Annotated in this window: 14 protein-coding genes and 1 tRNA gene; 5 read left to right on the top strand and 10 right to left on the bottom strand. The window is 70.6% G+C overall.

Going from position 1 to position 16,031, the window contains the following annotated elements; translation table 11 throughout:
* Positions 1-13: 13 nt before the first annotated feature.
* The 4 genes from GGQ61_RS11170 to GGQ61_RS11155 form a co-directional block, all read right to left on the bottom strand.
* Positions 14-721 carry a 2OG-Fe dioxygenase family protein gene (locus GGQ61_RS11170; RefSeq protein WP_425501008.1) on the bottom strand — a complete coding sequence of 236 codons (708 nt, stop codon included), beginning with the start codon at positions 719-721 and terminating at the stop codon, positions 14-16.
* A 143-nt stretch (positions 722-864) separates the two neighbouring features.
* Positions 865-941: transfer RNA gene (locus GGQ61_RS11165), tRNA-Arg, on the bottom strand.
* Positions 942-1,036: 95 nt separating this feature from the next.
* Entirely contained in the window at positions 1,037-2,317 is a 1,281-nt protein-coding gene (locus GGQ61_RS11160) for a hypothetical protein (protein WP_183772602.1), read from the bottom strand.
* 114 nt (positions 2,318-2,431) lie between these two features.
* The gene (locus GGQ61_RS11155) at positions 2,432-3,454 is read right to left on the bottom strand and encodes a P1 family peptidase (protein WP_221221022.1); all 1,023 of its coding nucleotides are present in this window, start codon (positions 3,452-3,454) and stop codon (positions 2,432-2,434) included.
* 101 nt (positions 3,455-3,555) lie between these two features.
* Between GGQ61_RS11155 and ggt the strand changes: the two genes are divergently transcribed.
* Complete coding sequence (gene ggt, locus GGQ61_RS11150; RefSeq protein WP_183772598.1) at positions 3,556-5,277, top strand: gamma-glutamyltransferase; 1,722 nt, start codon at positions 3,556-3,558, stop codon at positions 5,275-5,277.
* Here ggt and GGQ61_RS11145 read toward each other — a convergent pair.
* From GGQ61_RS11145 to GGQ61_RS11130, 4 genes are all read right to left on the bottom strand, one after another.
* Positions 5,274-6,770 carry a sensor histidine kinase gene (locus tag GGQ61_RS11145; protein WP_183772596.1) on the bottom strand — a complete coding sequence of 499 codons (1,497 nt, stop codon included), beginning with the start codon at positions 6,768-6,770 and terminating at the stop codon, positions 5,274-5,276. The two genes, ggt and GGQ61_RS11145, sit on opposite strands and share 4 nt — an antisense overlap.
* Positions 6,771-6,863: 93 nt before the next feature.
* Positions 6,864-7,904: a quinone-dependent dihydroorotate dehydrogenase gene (locus GGQ61_RS11140; protein WP_183772594.1), complete on the bottom strand. Its 1,041-nt coding sequence runs from the start codon at positions 7,902-7,904 to the stop codon at positions 6,864-6,866.
* Positions 7,901-8,242 (bottom strand): DUF952 domain-containing protein, encoded by a 342-nt coding sequence (locus GGQ61_RS11135; RefSeq protein WP_183772592.1) that lies wholly within the window; start codon positions 8,240-8,242, stop codon positions 7,901-7,903. The genes GGQ61_RS11140 and GGQ61_RS11135 overlap by 4 nt, the downstream gene beginning before the upstream one ends.
* A gap of 1 nt (position 8,243) precedes the next feature.
* The gene (locus GGQ61_RS11130) at positions 8,244-8,735 is read right to left on the bottom strand and encodes a SixA phosphatase family protein (RefSeq protein ID WP_183772590.1); all 492 of its coding nucleotides are present in this window, start codon (positions 8,733-8,735) and stop codon (positions 8,244-8,246) included.
* Positions 8,736-8,859: 124 nt separating this feature from the next.
* Between GGQ61_RS11130 and metX the strand changes: the two genes are divergently transcribed.
* Together metX and metW are read left to right on the top strand one after the other, a co-directional pair.
* Entirely contained in the window at positions 8,860-10,011 is a 1,152-nt protein-coding gene (gene metX, locus GGQ61_RS11125) for a homoserine O-acetyltransferase MetX (RefSeq protein WP_183772588.1), read from the top strand.
* The gene (gene metW / locus GGQ61_RS11120; RefSeq protein ID WP_183772586.1) at positions 10,008-10,670 is read left to right on the top strand and encodes a methionine biosynthesis protein MetW; all 663 of its coding nucleotides are present in this window, start codon (positions 10,008-10,010) and stop codon (positions 10,668-10,670) included. Before metX ends, metW begins: the two co-directional genes overlap by 4 nt.
* Before the next feature lie 46 nt (positions 10,671-10,716).
* Here metW and GGQ61_RS11115 read toward each other — a convergent pair whose 3' ends face one another.
* Together GGQ61_RS11115 and GGQ61_RS11110 are read right to left on the bottom strand one after the other, a co-directional pair.
* The gene (locus GGQ61_RS11115) at positions 10,717-10,995 is read right to left on the bottom strand and encodes a hypothetical protein (RefSeq protein WP_183772584.1); all 279 of its coding nucleotides are present in this window, start codon (positions 10,993-10,995) and stop codon (positions 10,717-10,719) included.
* A 17-nt stretch (positions 10,996-11,012) separates the two neighbouring features.
* Positions 11,013-14,138, bottom strand: a complete 3,126-nt coding sequence (locus GGQ61_RS11110; protein WP_183772582.1) for an autotransporter outer membrane beta-barrel domain-containing protein — start codon at positions 14,136-14,138, stop codon at positions 11,013-11,015.
* A 172-nt stretch (positions 14,139-14,310) separates the two neighbouring features.
* Here GGQ61_RS11110 and GGQ61_RS11105 point away from each other — a divergent pair, with 172 nt between their 5' ends.
* Both GGQ61_RS11105 and GGQ61_RS22465 read left to right on the top strand, forming a co-directional pair.
* Complete coding sequence (locus GGQ61_RS11105) at positions 14,311-14,652, top strand: helix-turn-helix domain-containing protein (RefSeq protein WP_056022743.1); 342 nt, start codon at positions 14,311-14,313, stop codon at positions 14,650-14,652.
* A 15-nt stretch (positions 14,653-14,667) separates the two neighbouring features.
* Positions 14,668-16,029: a calcium-binding protein gene (locus tag GGQ61_RS22465; RefSeq protein WP_221220997.1), complete on the top strand. Its 1,362-nt coding sequence runs from the start codon at positions 14,668-14,670 to the stop codon at positions 16,027-16,029.
* Positions 16,030-16,031: the final 2 nt, after the last annotated feature.

Here is a 16,031-nt window from a genome sequence, read left to right as displayed (position 1 = left end):
CGAGCCAAGCGGCCTAGGGGTCGCTGCGCCGGAAGGTCGTCACCAGCACGTCGCGATAGGCCGGGCGGCTCGGATCGACCGCTTCGATCGCCGTCACGCCATGAAACACGCGATGGTCGTCGATGAACACCGCGTCCAGCGGCTCCAGCAGGGTGAAGCTGCCCAGGGCCGCGCCGGTCGGATCGAAGATGTCGGTGACGCCGGCCGCGACGTTCTCGCGCGCCACCAGCATGACCAGCACCCAGTCGACGCCGTCGCGATGCGCGCCCTCCGGCGTCGGCCGCCCGGCCTCGTCGGCCCGCGCCTCGATTCGGAACTGGTGCATCTCCGTGCGCCAGGGATACCCGGCTTCCGGCCCGGCGACGCGGCCGAACACGTCCAACGATGCCTCCAGGATCGCCTGCGTCAGCGGCAGATCGAGCACTGCCGGCGTGATCGGCGCGAACCACCGTTCGACCCCGCCGTTGAGGCGGTTGTAGTCCACGCTCTGAAAGTGGGGCTGGTGGGGCAGGCGCTCGGTTCGCCCGGGCTGCGCTTCCAGCGTCGCATAGCGCCGCCGCCGATAGCGGCCGCCGTCGGCCATGTACTCGTCCACCGCCAGGTCGTTCCAACTCGCCGCATAGGCGTCCCAGTCGGCGAGCGCAGCCGGACCCAGCAGCTCGCGCATCTGCGGCCCGCGCACCCGCGCGAACCCGTCCCTGGCCACCTGCGATCTGATCACGTCGAGCAACGGCGCGCTCCCTTCGGCGCACCGCAGCTATGCCGTTCGCCGCGACATTCAAGCCCAATCGCGCAGCACGGGAGGCGCAGCCGCCGCCACGGCGGAACCCCGCCTGCGAAGTTGATTTTCATTTCAGGAGAAAATGGCGCGCCCGGAACGATTCGAACGTCCGACCCTCAGATTCGTAGTCTGATGCTCTATCCAGCTGAGCTACGGGCGCGCAGTGCCTCTCGGCGAAGGCGCGGAACCTAGTCGGCGAGGCAGCGGTTGGCAAGCGGGGGCGAGCGGAAAATTTCGCCCCCGCCGATTTTCTTTTCAGAGCCCCGGAAGTCGGCCGCCAAGACCCTTCAAGATCGCGCCGCCGACGCCTGGCACGCCGAAGGGCGACTTGCCCTGCTGGCCGCCTTGACCGCCCTGAGTTCCCCGAGCGACGCCGGCGTCATCGTCATCGCCGCCCATGCCCGGCATCTCCATGCCCAGCATGGCGCCGGTCTGGGATTTGTATCGGACCTTGACGGTCCAATCGATGTTCCAGGCCACCTTCGGGTCGTCCGGACGAGGCGGGTACGAGATGTTGGTCTCGCCGCCATAGGCGGCCAGTTGCACCATCGCCTGCGGAGCCGCCTTGGTGAACTCCACCGGAATGGTGCAGCTGGTCGTGCTGGGCGCCATCAGCGCCCGCGACGCCACCAGGCGCTTGATATCCGCCGAAGAGAGATACTCCGGCATGGCGAAGGCCGAGGCCTGCGCCTCGCTCGACGACCACATGACGACCGTGTCGCCGTCGGACGCGCCGACCGCCGTAGCGAGATAGCCCTCGGCGTTGGTGACCGCGTTCCAGGCCAGCTGACCCGAACCGCTGGGGTTCATCAGGTTCTTGGTCAGGTTGAGCGGTCCCAGGAAGTCCTGCTGGGCGGCCAGCGCGAACTTGATATCGGGGGTGTAGGTGCCGCGGATCAGGTGATCGCCGACCAGCGAGCCGGCGCCCGGCACCGAGGTGCGGGTCTTGTCGTTCGGCCACTCGCCATAGGTGGTGTTGCGGCTGGGCGACGGCGGCTGCATCGGCGTGCCGAATTGGCCGGCCAGGGCTTGCATGCCGGGCGGAGCCTGCCCCGCCGCGACCTTGGCGAAGTCGATGACGATCGGCTGGCCGGCCTTGGCGTGCTCGCCGCAGCCCCAGAAGACCAGCAGCTTGCCCTTGGGCTTGTAGTTCTCGGGCATGTAGTTGTCTTGCCGCGGCGGCCCGACGGGAGAATTCGGGGTCACCAGCGGCAGGCTCTGGCCCGCCCGCAGCCCCGCCGGCGGCAGATGCTCGGCGCTGGGCGCGCCGGTCGGCTTGCGCGAGGTCCCGAGCTGCAGGGTGAGGGTCTTGGCGACGTTCGAGCCGCCCCCGCCGCCCATCATCGCGCCCATCATCGCGCCCATGGAAGGACGCCCGCCGCCTCCGCCGCCCATGGCGCCGAACCCGGTCTGGGTCTGGGCGCTCATCCAGTAGGTGGCGACCGGGCCGGTCACCTGTTGCTTGGTCTGCGCGTCGGCTGCGCCGGCCAACAGGCCTGCGCCGGCCACGAGGGCCGTCGTTCTCACCCACTGCATGGGCAGGTCTCCATTCAGAACTCTAAGAACGCGGGTCTCTAAACTGTATGCGCAGCCGCAGCGTTCTCCAAATCGCCGAATGGGCCCAGGCGAGCGACGAAAGCGCCGAAGGCGTCAGACAGGCAGATCGCGCCAGCCGCGGACGCCCTTCCAGGGCGTGGCGGCGTAGACGCCTCGAGCCGTCGCCCGGGCCAGAACGTCGGTCGCCAGCGCCCCGATCCGCGCCACGACGTAGTCCGCCCCCTCGGCCGGGAGCGGACGGCGGGCGGTCGAGAGCGCAAACACCACGTCGCCGTCAAAGGGGGCATGGATCGGACGAATCGCCCGGGCCAAGCCGTCCTGGGCCATGATCGCCACGCGCTTGGCCTGCGCCGGGGTAAGGGCGAGGTCGGTCGCGACGCAGGCGATTGTGGTGTTCATCCGCGCCTTCGGATCGGACTTGGCGAGACCCCACTCGTCGGGGCCGGCGCGCAGGTCGCCGGCGCCCAGACCGCCGAACTCGCCGTTCAGCTCATAGGGGGCGGCCCAGAAGGCGCGTCCGCCGGGCGCGACCACCGACCCGAAGGAATTGACGCAGACCAGCGCGCCCACGGTGATTCCGTCGGCGCTGACGACCGAGGCCGATCCCGTCCCGCCCTTCAGCGCCCCGGCCATCGCGCCATAGCCCGCGCCGGCCGTACCGAGCTCGACATCGAGGCCGGCCGCGAGCACCGCCTCGCGGCCGAGGCGGCGATAGGGCGGCTCCTCTCCCCACGCCTTGTCGCCGCCGTTGGCGAGGTCGTAAAGGATGGCGCCGGGCACGACCGGCGAGCGCGGCACGCCGCTTGAGCTGACCATGCCGTAGCCGCGGCCCTGCGCCCCCAGCCAACCCACCACGCCATCGGCGGCTGCGAGGCCGTAGACCGAGCCGCCCGACAGCACGATGGCGTCCACCGCATCGACGAGGTTCTCCGGCGCCAGGGCGTCGGTCTCGCGCGTGCCGGGGCCGCCGCCGCGCACGTCGCAGCCGGCGACGGCGCGATCGTCCGGCAGGATGACGCTGACCCCGGTGCGGGCGGCCGCGTCGCTGGCCTGGCCGACTTTGAGGCCCGGCACGTCAGTGATCAGGTTGCGCGCGCCGGGCGCGGCGGAGGGCATCTGGCTCATAATCGGCATCGAAAGCACGGCGGCGCATTTGTTGTCCACGCGCGGATGGCTATGGTGGCGCTCTTCTCCCCTCCGCCTCCGACGGGTTCTACGTGCTTCAGCTCCAGCGTTTCGCCGCCCTCCCCCTCGCCCTGGCCCTGGCCGCCTGCGCCACGACCGCCACGAAGGAGGCGCCCGCGCCCGCGCCGACCGCCACCGCGCCAAGCCCGAAGGTCATGGTCTCGGCCGCCAATCCGCTGGCGGTGGAGGCGGGGCTGAACGTTCTGCGCAAGGGCGGCTCGGCGGTGGACGCGGCCGTGGCCGTGCAGGCGGTGCTCAGCCTGGTCGAGCCGCAGAGTTCGGGCGTCGGCGGCGGCGCGTTCATGACCTACTACGACGCCAAGACCAGGAAGGTGACGGGTTACAACGGCCGCGAGACCGCGCCGGCCGGCGCCACCGACACCATGTTCCTGGACGCGTCCGGCAAGCCGCTGCCGTTCCCGGTGGCGGTGACCAGCGGAAAGGCGACCGGCGTGCCCGGTGCGGTGGCGATGCTGTCGATGGCCCAGGCCCAGCACGGCAAGCTGCCCTGGAAGGACCTGTTCGGCGACGCCGAGCGACTGGCCGCCGACGGCTTCGTGGTCAGCCCGCGGCTGGCCGGCATGATCGCCAGTCCGTTCCCGCAGGCGGGCGTCCCCGACGCCAAGGCCTATTTCACCAAGCCCGATGGCCAGCGTTACCAGGCTGGCGACGTGCTGAAGAATCCGGCGTACGCCGCCACCGTCCGCAAGATCGCCGCCGAAGGGCCCAAGGCGCTGCTGGAAGGCTCGATCGCCGAGGCCATCGTCGCCAAGGTGCATGAAGGCCCGCTGCCCGGCACGATCACGCTGGCGGACCTCAAGTCCTACAAACCGAAATCGGGCGACGCGGTCTGCCGGCCCTATCGCGTCTACATCGTCTGCGTGCCCGACGCCCCGTCCAGCGGCGCGGCCCTGCTCCAGGCGCTCGGCATCCTGTCGCACACCGACATCGCCGACCGCGGCCCGACCGACCCGCAGGCCTGGTTCTTGTTCGCCCAGGCCAGCCGCCTGATGTACGCCGACCGCGACCGCTACTTCGGCGACCCGGACTTCACCCCGGTGCCGATCGAGGGCCTGCTGGAGGACAGCTACGTCGCTCAGCGCGCGACCCTGATCGGCGACGTCGCCGGCCCGGCCCCCGGCCCCGGCACGCCGCGCGGCGCAGGCGCCCTGGCCCCCGACGCCACCAAGGAGCCGGGCGGCACCTCGCACTTCGTCGTCGTTGACGCCGACGGCAACGTCGTGTCGATGACCACCACGGTCGAGAGCATTTTCGGCACCGGCCGCATGGTCGGCGGCTTCTTCCTCAACAACCAGCTGACCGACTTCTCCTGGGCCCCGGTCAACGCCGACGGCGCCAAGGCGGCCAACGCCGTGGCCCCCGGCAAGCGTCCGCGCTCGTCCATGGCCCCGACCATCGTGCTGGACCGCGAGGGACGCTTCGTGGCGGCTGTCGGCTCGCCGGGCGGCAACTCGATCCTGGCCTACAACCTCAAGGCTCTGGTCGGGATCCTGGACTGGAAGCTGAGCGTACAGGACGCCTTCAACCTGCCCAACCTGATCGCCCGCGGCGACAACATCGCCTCGGAGCCGGCTCGCTATGCGCCAGGCGTCGTCGACGCGCTGGCGGCCAAGGGGATAGCCTTTAAAGGCAGCGGCGGCGAAGGCTCGGGCCTGCACGGCGTCATGGTCACCCCGCAGGGCCTGCAGGGGGGCGCGGACGAGCGCCGCGAGGGCGTGGCGAAGGGCTTCTAGCTCTCGGCGTTCTTGGCGCGCCGGCGCTTCGGCGCCGGCGCCCGGGTCGGAGCGCCCGGCAGGCGCAGCTCGAACACCGTGCCCTGCGGCCCGGTCTCGGCGAGCGTCAGGTCGCCGCCATGGCCCTGGGCCAGCTCATGGGCGATGGCCAGGCCCAGGCCCGCCCCGCCCTGCCGCGTCGAGCCGGCGAAGGGCTGGAACAGCCGCTCACGGGCCCGCTCGGACACGCCCGGACCGTTGTCAGCCAGGCGAATGACGCTGACCCCATCCTCCTCGAACAGCGAGACCTGCACCGAGCCCGGCGTCTGGCGGTCTGTCTGCTGCTCGATCGCCTGGCGGGCGTTGCGCATCAGGTTCACCAGGATCCGGTGCAGCTGGTCAGGATCGGCCACGACCTGCTCGGCCGGGTCCACGAGCGAGATCATCCGCACGCCGTCGGGCGAGAGTCTTGCCTCCTCCTCGGCGTCCTCGAGCACCTGGGCCAGGCGCAGCGATCGGACGTCGGGCGCGGCCTCCTCGGTCTTGCCATAGGCCAGCACGTCGCTGGCCAGCTTCACGGCCCGGTCCAGCGCCCGCTCCAGGCGCGGCAAGGCCTGGGTCACCTGCGGGTCCTTCAACGCCGCGAGCCGCTCGGAGGCGATCTGGGCGCTGGTGAGCATGTTGCGCAGGTCGTGGTTGATCTTGGCGACCGCCTCGCCCAAGGCGGCCAGGCGCGCGCGCGATTGCAGGGCCGTGCGCAGCTCCTCTTGCATCCGCTCCAGCTGCACCTCGGCGCGGCCGACCTCGTCGCGACGGCCGGAGGGTTCGATGTGGGCGGCGGTGTCCTCGGGGTCGGCGGCGAAGCGCTCCATCGAGCGGGTGATCCGCTGCATCGGGCGGACCAGAAAGTAGTTGAGCGACAGGTAAACGAGGCCGCCCGCCAGGAACGAGACGAAACCCATGATCGCCAGCAGGCGCCAGAGATAGGCGCTCAGCTCGGCCTTCAGCTCGGTGTCGGGCGCGACCACCTCGATGAACTGGGCCTTGTAGAAGCGCGGCTCGGCGATCACGCGGACCATGCGCCGCTCACCGCCGCCGAACAGGGTCTGGAACGGCGCCGACAGCCAGGAGGCCGGGGCTTGGTCGCGAAGGTCGACGAGATAGGGCGGCTCCTCCAGCCGCGGGCCGGGAACCTTCAGGAACCGGTTGCCGTCGTTGTCGAGCACGGCGACGGTCTGCACGCCGGCGCCCTCGCGCAGCTGCGAGGCCAGATTCTCGCTGAGGATCTGGTCGGGCGCGACCTCGGTGGCCATCGAGGCCAGTTCCGCGGCGCGGACCCGGTCCAGCAGCCACTGCTCCTCGAACGAGGCGAGCGCAGCCGGCAGGGCGATGGCGCTGGCGCCGGCCACGAACAGAATGGTCAGAATCAGCAGACGCGCTGACAGGCCGCCCGGCCAGAAAAAGCGGCGCGTGGGCGGCTTCTTGGGCGCCGGGGAAGAGGGGGCGTCCGCCATGACGACTCCCCCGTTACTGCACCCGGAACGGTTCGGCAACGCAGCGCCGTTCCGAAGCGTGGCCGATTCCGCAGGAAAGCCCGCGCTTTGACCTCAATTGGCGCCCACCGCCTGGGCGACGGAGCCGAACCCGTCGCGGCGCAACAGGTCGGCGAGCTCGCGTTTGATTCGGATCACCAGTCCCGGCCCGCCGAACACCATGGCCGAGTAGAACTGGACCGCAGAGGCGCCGGCCCGGATCTTGGCGTAGGCGTCCTGGCCCGACCCGACGCCGCCAGCCCCGATAAGCACCACGCGGCCGCCGGCCGCCTGGGCGAAGGCGCCCAGCATCTTGGTCGAGAGCGCGGTCAGCGGGGCGCCGGAAAGCCCGCCGGCCTCGCCGGCGAAGCGCGAGGCCAGCTGCGGGCGGCTGATCGTGGTGTTGGAGACGATGATCCCCTCCAGCCCATTGGCGACCACGGTCTCGACGATGGCCTCGACCTCGCCGTCCTCGAGGTCGGGCGCGACTTTCAGGAACATCGGGACACGACCCGCGGCCGGCAAGGCATCGCGCGCCTCGGCCAGCCGGCCGAGCAACTCTTCCAGCGCGGCCTTGGTCTGCAGCGCGCGCAGGCCCGGCGTGTTGGGCGAGGAAATGTTGATCGTGAAGTACGAGGCCAGGCCCCACAGCCGGGTCAGGCCGGTGACGTAGTCGGCCACACGGTCCGCGGCGTCCTTGTTGGCGCCGATGTTGGCGCCGACCACGCCAGGTCCGCGCCGCGCGAGGCGGGCGGCGAACGGCTCCAGGCCCTCGTTGTTAAAGCCCATGCGGTTGATCACCGCCTCGTCCTCGGTAAGGCGGAACAGTCGCGGACGGGGATTTCCGGCCTGGGCCAACGGCGTGACCGTGCCGCACTCGACGAACCCGAAGCCGCTGGCCAGCATAGGCCCGAACACCTCGGCGTTCTTGTCGAAGCCCGGCGCCAGACCCACGCAGTTAGGCAGCTTCAGCCCGGCCACTTCCGTCGCCAGAATCGGGTCGTCGCCGCCGGCGCGCGGGCCGAGCCCCAGCGCCAGCAGGCGGATGGTCAGCCGATGAGCGTCCTCCGGGTCGAGGACGTGCATGGCGCGGGCGGCGATGTCGTGCAGGCTCATGGCAGCTTCCCTAGCTGCGGAACCCCGTCGGAGGCCAGCGGCGCTTCGGTGACGGCGCGCACCTTGTCGACCGCGAGATGGCCGTAGAGATGCGGGAAGAGGTCCCCGCCGCGCGACGGCTCCCAGACCAGGGCGGCGCCCAGGTCGTCGGCTTCGATCTCCAGCGCCACCAGGTCGGCTTGGCCGGCGAAGTGCCGCCGAGCCGTCTCGGCCGCCTGCGCGGCGGTCGAAAAATGGATGAACCCGTCGGCATGGTCGACGGCCGAGCCTTCGAAGACGCCGGCGGCCTGGGCCTTCGCCCACTCGGCCCGGGAGAGGATCTTGTAGATGCGTCCCATCTCAGCCCCGCGGGAAGAACAGGCCGTCGTAGGCCGGCCGCCCGGCGGCGTCGAACAGGAACACCGCCGCGGCCGCCGTGGGGAAGGCGGCGTGGGCCCGGGCGATCAGAGGGGCCGGGGCCGAGCCCTCCGACAGCAGCCGGATCGCCAGTTCCTGCAGACCCGGATTGTGCCCGACCACCATCACGGTGCGCGAGCTTTCGCCCGCCGCCTCGGCCAGTTCACGAACCAGCCGCTCCTCGGCCAGATACAGCGAACGCTCGAGGCGCGCCGCACAGGCGGGAAAGGCGCCCTGCGCCGCCGCCCAGGTCTCGCGGGTGCGCTGCGCGGCCGAGACGAGCGCGATGTCGGGGACCAGTCCCAGATCCGCGAGATTGGCGGCCATCGCCGCCGATTCCCGCACTCCGCGGTCGGTGAGCTTGCGGTCGAAGTCCTCGCCGCTCTTGGAGTCGCGCTCCGCCTTCCCGTGGCGCATGAGAATAAGCCGATCCATGAACTCTCCGCCGCGCTCCTTGCTGCCTGACGCGCCCCCGAGCGCTGCTGGAAGGTGTCATAGCCGTCCAAAGCCGATACGCGAAGCTGTTGACAGCGAAAGAGCTTGGCGGTCCAAGCGGTTGATGAGCGCGATTGCGATCCCGAAGGGCGAAACCGGCGGCGGGCTTTACCGCTTCCCGGCCGATCGGCCGCTGCGGCTGGACTCGGGCGCGCTGCTCAGTCCGCTGGAAATCGCCTACAAGACCTACGGGACGCTGAACGCCGACAAGTCCAACGCCGTTCTGGTCTGCCACGCCCTGACCGGCGACCAGCATGCGGCCTCGCCGCACCCGGTGACGGGCAAGCCCGGCTGGTGGGACCGGGTGATCGGTCCCGGCCTGCCGCTCGATCCCGAGCGCTACTTCATCATCGCCACCAACGTCGTCGGCGGCTGTATGGGGTCCACTGGACCGGCCTCGCTGAACCCGGCGACCGGCGAGCCTTACGCCCTTTCCTTTCCGGTCATCACCATCGCCGACATGGTGCGCGCCCAGGCCATGCTGATCGAGGCCCTGGGCATCGAGACCTTGTTCGCCGTGGTCGGCGGATCGATGGGCGGGATGCAGGTCCTGCAATGGGCGGCCGACTATCCGGAGAAGCTGTTCTCGGCGATCTGCATCGCCGCGGCGGCGCGCCACTCGGCCCAGAACATCGCCTTCCACGAGGTCGGGCGACAGGCGATCATGGCCGACCCCGACTGGCGCGGCGGCGCCTACCAGCGGGCCGGCGTACGGCCGGAGAAGGGCCTGGCCGTCGCCCGCATGGCAGCGCACATCACCTACCTGTCCGAGCCGGCCCTGCAGCGGAAGTTCGGCCGCGAGCTGCAGCGCGACGGCCTGTCCTGGGGCTTCGACGCCGACTTCCAGGTCGAGAGCTACCTGCGCCACCAGGGCGCCAGCTTCGTCGACCGCTTCGACGCCAACTCGTATCTCTACATCACCCGGGCGCTGGACTATTTCGACCTCGCCGCGCGCTGCGGCGGGGTGTTGGCCGAGTGCTTCGCCAAGGCCCGGCACGTGCGGTTCTGCGTGCTCTCGTTCTCGTCCGACTGGCTCTATTCCACGGCCGAGAGCCGTGACATCGTCCGCGCGCTCAACGCCGCCGGCTGCCGAGCCAGCTTTGCGGAGATCGAGAGCGACAAGGGCCACGACGCCTTCTTCCTCGACGAGCCGGAGCTGGATTCGGCGCTGCGCGGCTTCCTGGCCTCTGCGGCCGACAAGCGGGGCCTTGCGTGATCGCCATCCGCGACGACTTCAGGGAAATCCTCCGGATGGTGCGCCCGCACGCGCGGGTGCTCGACGTCGGCTGCGGCGAGGGCGAGTTGCTTGAGCTGCTGACCAATGAAAAGGGCGCCGACGGCCAGGGGCTGGAGCTGTCGCGCGAAGGCGTGGCCGCCTGCCTGGCGCGAGGCCTGGCCGTGGTGCAGGGCGACGCCGACCGCGACCTCGACAACTTCCCGACCAAGGCCTTCGACTACGCGGTGCTGTCCAAGACCCTGCAGCAGGTCCGCGATCCCAAGCACGTGCTGTCGGAACTGCTGCGCATCGCCGACCGCGCCGTCGTCTCGCTGCCGAACTTCGGCCACTGGCGGGTGCGGCTGGACCTGCTGACAAAGGGCCGGATGCCCGAGACCAAGGCCCTGCCCGAGCCCTGGTGGTCGACGCCGAACATCCATCTCTGCACGCTGCGCGACTTCACGGCGCTGTGCGAGGATCTCGAGCTGCGGATCGACGCCTGCGCCTCGCTGGTCCCGGGCAAGCCGGCCCGGCAGATCGACCCGATGGCGCCGATCGAGAACTGGCGGGCGGAGAACGCCCTGTTCCTGCTCAGCCGAAAGGCGGAGCCGGCGCCTCCAAGCACACCGGCCGCGCCCCCAGGCGACCTCTTCGAATAACGGCGGGCGGCGGGGGACCTTCCGCCCGGGGGGGACCAATGCCGCGTTAGGAGAGCCATTTCGGCTGCGGGCGTCCCGCCGCAGCCATCAGGCTGAGGAGCGCCAGGCTCCCCTCGAAGAGGCAGAAGCCGGCCACGAACAGGACCGGCGTCTCCACGATCGCGCGGGGGTCGACCACCACCAGCGCGATCCCGAAGACCAGACAGACGACCGCTCCGGCCAGGGCGGCCCAGGAACGCCAGAGCGGCGGGCGCCCATGCGTGCGCCGCGCCACGCCGACCAGCCCGGCGGCGATCGCCAGGAGACCTCCAGCCAAGAGCGTCATCTCAACCCAACTCCACACTAGAAGAGGAAGCGGACCACCACCCGGCCGTCATAGGCCTCGTAGTCGTCGCGGTACTCCCCGCCGCCCTCGAGGGCGAAGTCGAAGTATTGCCCCTGGCCGCGCAGGGCCAGGCGCACCACCGGCCCGCCGCCCGACAGGTCGGGTGCGGCGAGGCTGAAGGCGGGACCTCCGGCGACGAAGCGGGCGGTCGTGACGTCCACTCCGTCGCCGGTTGCCTGCCGCCAGCCGGCGGTCAGCTCGGGAATCCAGACAAAGGCGCTCTCCTCGCCGAAGCGGGCTCCGAGGGTTAGCCCCGCGAAGGCGCTGAGCTGGTTGCTCGAACGCTCGTCGATGGAGAGATCCATCGCCGCGCCGCCGCCGGACTCGGTCCGGCCGTCTTCCTTCAGCATGAAGTAGTCGGCGTTGGCCTGGGGCTTGAAATAGAAGCGGCCGAGGTCGAACAGGTACGACAGGCCGGCATGGGCGGCGAAGGTCAGGCCGCTCCAGTCCGACTTCGACTGCTTGTTGAGGCCGGCGGCCGGGTCGGACAGCACCCGCGTGCTCTTCAGCGTCGCATAGCCGCCGTTCAGGCCGAGATTCGCGGTCAGCCCGCCGGCCGTGTCGCGCCAGTAGACGCCGGCCGAATAGACCTGGCCGCCCAGCGACTCCGCCGCCGAGGCGAAGGCGTCGTCGACATTGACGTTCACGAAGCTGGTCATCAGGCCCAGCGTGCCGATGCCCGTGTGGGGAGCCTCGATGCCGCCGGCCAGGCCGAAGCCGTCGGCGTCATAGTTGGTGGTGCGGTCGACGTCGCGCTTGACCAGGAAGGCGATCTCCTGGGTCCAGACCCGCAGGCCGTCGCCGTTCAGCTGGCCGTCGCTCTCGTCGATCGCCCGATTGGTGGCGTCCGAGGCCGCCGCCAGGGTGTGGAACAGGCTGCCGGTGAAGTCGGGCAGGAACTGGTCGTAGAGGCCGGCGAAACCCTTCTCGTCGGTCTTGCCGAGCAACGCGTCGCGCACCGTCGTGTCGCGGTCGAAGTTGGCGAATACGGCGTCATAGGCCGCGGCCTCGGCGGAGTTCAGCCCCGCCTCGGCGGCGGTGCGCCGGCGCACGTCGGCCAGCAGCGAGTTGTTGGCCTGGTCGATGCGAAGCTCGGACTTGTAGAGCCACGGCGTGGCGCCGAGCAGGCTTTGGTCGAGGGTCCCGGCGGTCAGCGCGCCGGCCTTGATCAGGGTGAAGGTGGTCGGTTCGCTGAGCTTAGAGCTGAAGCGCAGGCCCACCTTCGAGCCGGTGGCGAGGTTCGCGGCGCCGGCGACGTTCAGCGTCGTCGACTTGCCGGCCGTCGGATCGGCGGTCAGCACGAGCTCACCCGTCGACCCGAGGCTCAGCGAGGTCAGGTTGACGGTGTCGGTGTTGGTCGCCGTCAGCCGCCCCTTGGCGATGTTCATGGTCAGACCGCCGCCGGCGTCGGTCACCGCGCCGGTCAGGCTGGCGCCGCCGTCGATCACCAGGGTGTCCGCGCCCGAGCCGAACGACACCGCGCCGACCATCGTGCCGGCCAGCAGCTCCAGGCGGGCCGGGCCCGAACCGAACAGCACGTCGCCGACGATGGTCGGGGTGACTGATGTCGAGGCGTTCGGGCCCTGGCGGACGGTCACGCCGTTGGCGTTGGCGCGCAAGTCCATGGCCACGGCCTTGCCGGTGATGGTGTCCGTGCTGGAGAAGCCGGCGCCGATGGTCTTCACGTTCTCAATCAGGCTCAGCGAGCCGGATGCGTCGAAAATCGCGGTCGCCGCGCCCTTGCTCCCGGTGATCGCCGCGGTGATCTCGCCCGAGTTGCCGAGGTACGAGACGCCGGCCCCGGCGTCGATCTGCACCGCGCGGACGTCGACCGCGTCGGTGGAAGTAGAAGCGGCCTTGATCGAGCCGCCGTCGACCAGGATCTTCGGCGTGCTGACGCCGGACCCAAGCCGCAGGCCGGTCGCGTTGGCCTTGGCGGCCGTGGCGCTGACCGCGCCCGACACGCGCACGCCGCCGTCGATCGTCACGCCGCCGCCGAGGCCGCCGACTTGCACGGCCGTGGCCGAGACGCCGTCATAGATGCCGAGCGCCTGGGCCGAGCCCTTGATGTTCAGGCCGTAGGCGCTGACCCCGGTCCCGCCGACGCCCAGACGGATCGCCCGCGAATCCGAGCCGATCAGCATGGCCGGCGCCGATCCGATCGAGGTGATCGCGCCGGTGGTCTGGCTGGTGTCGGCCAAGCCGTCGCCGTCCTCGTCGGCGTTGTTCTTGTCGAGATCGGCTGGCGGGGCGTCGACTACGACGCCGCCGAACACATCGCCGCGCACGCGCACGGCCGGGCCGCCGATCAGCAGGTCGTCGGCGTCCAGCTTGGCCACGGCCGCGTCGGTCCCGCGGCTGGTGTAGCGGAAGCCCGTTGAAGAGATCGCGCCCCCCAGGATCAGCTTGCCGCCGACGTTGTCATCGGTGGCCACGGCCACCGCGCCCTCGCCCTGCACGACCGCCGACGAGCGGATCGCCACGTCGCCGCCGACCGTGCTAGCGGAGTGGACGCCATAGACGTTGCTTCCGGTCACGGCGATCGCGCCGGCGGTGCGGATCGATCCGTCGATCGCCGTCTCCACCGAGATGGCGGCCGAATTGTCGCCTTCGACGGTGATCGAACCGCCCGACTGAATCACGTCGCCATGGAAGGCGCCGGGGCCGACCACGCGGATGCCGTAACGGCGCGCGCCGGTGGCGAACGGCCCGTCGACGTCCCCATCGCCGTCGGTGTCTTTCAGCTCGGTCGTCTCGTCGATGGTGATCGTGCCGGCGTTCTTGATCGATCCGGTCATCCCGCCCAGGCCAAGAATGCCGGTGGCGTCGTTGACGTCCGAGAACTTGATCGTGCCCTCGTTGGTCACCGTGTTGCTGCTGTTCAGCGTGACTGCGGCGCCGGCGGACGTCGGCTGGATCGTCCCGGCGGTGCTTATCCTCACGTCGTCGCGCGCCCCGCTGGCGGCGGTGGCGGTGGCGACCGGCGTTGCGACGGTGGTCGAGATGACGGTTTCGGCCTGGGCCGCGCCCGCCAACAGGCAAAGCGGCGATGCGGCGGTGAACAGGACGTGGCGAAGGCGCATGATCACTCCAGTCGGATCTCACGACGTGGCTTGCGGCCACAGATCCGTGCTATGACTATGACGAGGCGTTACACGTCTCGTATTAATGCGTTTCGTAAGTACTGTACATCGGCGGGTCAATGCGCAAAATGCGCAGGCGGCCAATCGCGCCGCGAGCTGAAGGAGTAGAAGCATGCCAAGAAGCGCGGTCGATCCTGCGCGGGCGGCGGTCACCAAGAGTCTGCGGCAGGAAGCCGGACGCTGGTTGAAGGCCGGACGCGAAGCCGCGGGCCTGACCCAGGCCGAACTGGCGGAGCGCGTTGGGTTGCGCTACTACACCTTCGTCTCGCAGGTGGAGAGCGGCCTTGGCCGCGTCCCGATCGAGACGCAAGGCGCCTGGGCTCAGGCGATTGGCCTCGATCCTGCCGAATTCGCCCGTACCTTGCTGCGCTATTATGAGCCGGAGCTATTCCGGCTGCTGTTCGGGGACGCCGCTCAGGATGCGCCGGTCGCGCGCCTGGCGGGAAGGGGCTAAGGAACCACCGTCGGAATGGACAACGTCGTCCCGTTCGCGCCGCGGCCCAGCGCCGGCGGCGGATGGACCGCCGCTGAACGCGCGCGGCTGTCGGAACTGGCCGACCGGCTGGCCGAGGGCGGCGCCAAGGTCGAGGTCGTGTACGGGGTCACCGACGAAGGCGATCCCTGGTGCGTCATCAAGGACGACCAGGAAGAGGTGCTGATCCACGTCGCGCGGATCAACGGCCAGTTCGTGATCCACGACGCCTCGTCCGACGCGATCCAGGAGGGCGAGACCCTCTGGGCCGCCTGCGACCGCCTGCTCGGCGGGGATTGGCGCGAGGCCCGCGACGACGTCGTCGTCTCGCTGAGCGCCCGCCAGGTGCAGACCTTCATCGCCCTGGTGGTCGCCGCCACCTTCATCCACGAGGTCGACGACGCCGAAGCCGCGACGCCGGCCGCGACCGACCATGCCGAAGCCGTCGCGGCGACCGCGCCGTTGGCGATCGTCGCCGCCAGCGCCCAGTCGAACGACGAGGTCCAGCGTCAGGACCTGCTGGCCCCGCAAAATCACGGCGCCGGCGAGGACGTGCAGCCTGCGTCCGCCTCGACCGGCGGGGAAGACCAGGCCTCGCCCACCGCCGCGCAACCGCCCGCCGCCGAGACGCCCGATACCGCGCCCGCCGCGCCGGCCGCGCTCGACGCGCAGACCGAGCCGAACCATGACGCCGCGCCGCCCGCCGAAGACGTCCGCCAGGGCCGCGTGATCGAGGGCACGGCCGGCGACGACACCTTGCGCGGCGGCGACGGCGACGACACGCTCTCGGGCGGCGCGGGCCATGACAGCCTGCTCGGCGGCGCGGGGGCGGATCAGCTCTATGGCGGCGACGGCGCCGACACGCTGGATGGCGGCGGCGCGCCCGAGGGCCGCTTCGACATTCTCGACGGCGGGGCCGGCGACGACCTGATCCACCTGTCGGCGACGACCATCGCCGTGGGCGGGGCCGGGGCGGACACCTTCACGATCGGGGCGCCGCCGCCCGGCGGCGGACTATTGGGGGTGGTGTTCGACTTCTCGGCCGGCGAGGGCGACCGCCTGACCTATCGCGGTCGCGACGTGAACGTCGTCAATCACAAGGAACAGCCGAACATCTTCGAGGGGATGCACACGGCCGGGAACCAGAGCTTCACGCCGACGCCGGGCCAGCGCGTCGAGGTCGACCTCGACGGCGACGGCCAGCTCGACGGCTACCTGCTGCTCGGCCATGGGCGTCCGGGCGGCCCCGGGACGCCGCCCGACCCGAACATGGTGGTGGTTGTCGAAGCGCACGCCTTCGGTGATCCGGCCGACTATGCGGCTTTCCGGGCCAGCCAGAACGACGGGACGTTTATCTAGGC

This window comes from Phenylobacterium haematophilum, from assembly GCF_014196295.1.
GTDB classification, from domain to species: domain Bacteria; phylum Pseudomonadota; class Alphaproteobacteria; order Caulobacterales; family Caulobacteraceae; genus Phenylobacterium; species Phenylobacterium haematophilum.
Note: the sequence above shows the minus strand (reverse complement) of the source record. Positions and strands in the feature narration are given on the sequence as shown.

Excerpts from the sequence above, each read along its gene's own strand:
- GGQ61_RS11160 (WP_183772602.1), bottom strand. The coding sequence starts at position 2,317 with ATGCAGTGGGTGAGAACGACGGCCCTCGTGGCCGGCGCAGGCCTGTTG.
- GGQ61_RS11155 (WP_221221022.1), bottom strand. The coding sequence starts at position 3,454 with ATGCCCTCCGCCGCGCCCGGCGCGCGCAACCTGATCACTGACGTGCCG.
- GGQ61_RS11145 (WP_183772596.1), bottom strand. The coding sequence starts at position 6,770 with ATGGCGGACGCCCCCTCTTCCCCGGCGCCCAAGAAGCCGCCCACGCGC.
- GGQ61_RS11140 (WP_183772594.1), bottom strand. The coding sequence starts at position 7,904 with ATGAGCCTGCACGACATCGCCGCCCGCGCCATGCACGTCCTCGACCCG.
- GGQ61_RS11135 (WP_183772592.1), bottom strand. The coding sequence starts at position 8,242 with ATGGGACGCATCTACAAGATCCTCTCCCGGGCCGAGTGGGCGAAGGCC.
- GGQ61_RS11130 (WP_183772590.1), bottom strand. The coding sequence starts at position 8,735 with ATGGATCGGCTTATTCTCATGCGCCACGGGAAGGCGGAGCGCGACTCC.
- metX (WP_183772588.1), top strand. The coding sequence starts at position 8,860 with ATGAGCGCGATTGCGATCCCGAAGGGCGAAACCGGCGGCGGGCTTTAC.
- GGQ61_RS11115 (WP_183772584.1), bottom strand. The coding sequence starts at position 10,995 with ATGACGCTCTTGGCTGGAGGTCTCCTGGCGATCGCCGCCGGGCTGGTC.
- GGQ61_RS11110 (WP_183772582.1), bottom strand. The coding sequence starts at position 14,138 with ATGCGCCTTCGCCACGTCCTGTTCACCGCCGCATCGCCGCTTTGCCTG.
- GGQ61_RS11105 (WP_056022743.1), top strand. The coding sequence starts at position 14,311 with ATGCCAAGAAGCGCGGTCGATCCTGCGCGGGCGGCGGTCACCAAGAGT.
- GGQ61_RS22465 (WP_221220997.1), top strand. The coding sequence starts at position 14,668 with ATGGACAACGTCGTCCCGTTCGCGCCGCGGCCCAGCGCCGGCGGCGGA.